The sequence below is a fragment of the Rhizobium rosettiformans W3 genome (assembly GCF_004912135.1).
In the GTDB taxonomy this organism is placed as follows: domain Bacteria; phylum Pseudomonadota; class Alphaproteobacteria; order Rhizobiales; family Rhizobiaceae; genus Allorhizobium; species Allorhizobium rosettiformans.
This window is the reverse complement of the sequence record NZ_STGU01000060.1, coordinates 1-2210: the sequence shown is the minus strand read 5'-3', so window position 1 is coordinate 2210 and position 2210 is coordinate 1. Positions and strand designations below refer to the sequence as shown.

Annotated in this window: 1 rRNA gene; it reads right to left on the bottom strand. The window is 53.6% G+C overall.

Annotated elements, in window-relative coordinates:
• A 23S ribosomal RNA gene (locus tag FAA86_RS24265) occupies window positions 1-2210 on the bottom strand; the annotation flags it as partial.

The following is a 2210-nucleotide window of genomic DNA, read 5'->3' as shown; positions in this document are numbered from 1 at the left end:
GACAACAGGTCCACCAGAGATATGTCCATCCCGGTCCTCTCGTACTAGGGACAGATCCTGTCAATATTCCTACACCCACGGCAGATAGGGACCGAACTGTCTCACGACGTTCTGAACCCAGCTCACGTACCGCTTTAATTGGCGAACAGCCAAACCCTTGGGACCTGCTCCAGCCCCAGGATGCGATGAGCCGACATCGAGGTGCCAAACAACCCCGTCGATATGGACTCTTGGGGGTCATCAGCCTGTTATCCCCGGCGTACCTTTTATCCGTTGAGCGATGGCCCTTCCACACGGGACCACCGGATCACTATGACCGACTTTCGTCTCTGCTCGACTTGTCAGTCTCGCAGTCAGGCGGGCTTATGCCATTGCACTCGACGACCGATTTCCGACCGGTCTGAGCCCACCATCGCGCGCCTCCGTTACTCTTTCGGAGGCGACCGCCCCAGTCAAACTACCCACCATACACTGTCCCGGATCCGGATGACGGACCGCGGTTAGACATCCATGACGATAAGGGTGGTATTTCAAGGATGGCTCCACTCAAACTGGCGTCCGAGCTTCAAAGCCTACCACCTATCCTACACATGCCGACACGAATGCCAGTGTAAAGCTATAGTAAAGGTGCACGGGGTCTTTCCGTCTGACCGCAGGAACCCCGCATCTTCACGGGGAATTCAATTTCACTGAGTCTATGTTGGAGACAGCGGGGAAGTCGTTACGCCATTCGTGCAGGTCGGAACTTACCCGACAAGGAATTTCGCTACCTTAGGACCGTTATAGTTACGGCCGCCGTTTACTGGGGCTTCGATTCAAAGCTTGCACCTCTCCTCTTAACCTTCCAGCACCGGGCAGGCGTCAGACCCTATACGTCGTCTTGCGACTTCGCAGAGCCCTGTGTTTTTGATAAACAGTCGCTACCCCCTGGTCTGTGCCACCCCATTACACTTGCGTGCAAAGGGGTCACGCTTCTTCCGAAGTTACGCGTGCAATTTGCCGAGTTCCTTCAACATAGTTCTCTCAAGCGCCTTGGTATACTCTACCTGACCACCTGTGTCGGTTTCGGGTACGGTCTGTACGGTGGAGCTATTTCCTGGAACCGCTTCCTCGCCCATTCAATCCAATAAGAATGAACAAGTTACGCAATCCGTCACTACCACCAGGCCCACGAATATTAACGTGGTTCCCATCGACTACGCATTTCTGCCTCATCTTAGGGGCCGGCTAACCCTGCTCAGATTAACTTTAAGCAGGAACCCTTGGTCTTTCGGCGAGAGGGTCTCTCACCCTCTTTATCGTTACTCATGTCAACATTCGCACTTCCGATACCTCCAGGAGCCCTCACGGGTCTCCCTTCACAGGCTTACGGAACGCTCCGCTACCACGTGCATTGCTGCACATCCTCAGCTTCGGTGCATGGCTTTAGCCCCGTTACATTTTCGGCGCAAAGACCCTTATTTAGACCAGTGAGCTGTTACGCTTTCTTTAAATGATGGCTGCTTCTAAGCCAACATCCTGGTTGTTTTGGGATCCTCACATCCTTTCCCACTTAGCCATGACTTGGGGACCTTAGCTGGAGGTCAGGGTTGTTGCCCTCTTCACGACGGACGTTAGCACCCGCCGTGTGTCTGCCGACTAGTACTCCCAGGTATTCGGAGTTTGGTTAGGATCAGTAAGACGGTGAGTCCCCATAGCCCATCCAGTGCTCTACCCCCTGGGGTATTCGGTCGACGCTCTACCTAAATAGATTTCGCGGAGAACCAGCTATCTCCGAGTTTGATTGGCCTTTCACCCCTAGCCACAAGTCATCCCAATCTATTGCAACAGATGCGGGTTCGGCCCTCCAGTTGGTGTTACCCAACCTTCAGCCTGCTCATGGCTAGATCACTCGGTTTCGGGTCTAATGCAACTAACTGAACGCCCTGTTCAGACTCGCTTTCGCTGCGCCTACACCTACCGGCTTAAGCTTGCTAGTTACACTAAGTCGTTGACCCATTATACAAAAGGTACGCCGTCAGCCTTGCGGCCTCCGACTGCTTGTAGGCATCCGGTTTCAGGTTCTATTTCACTCCCCTTGTCGGGGTGCTTTTCACCTTTCCCTCACGGTACTTGTTCGCTATCGGTCATGCACGAGTACTTAGGCTTGGAGAGTGGTCTCCCCATGTTCAGACAGGATTTCACGTGTCCCGCCTTACTCAAGGACAATG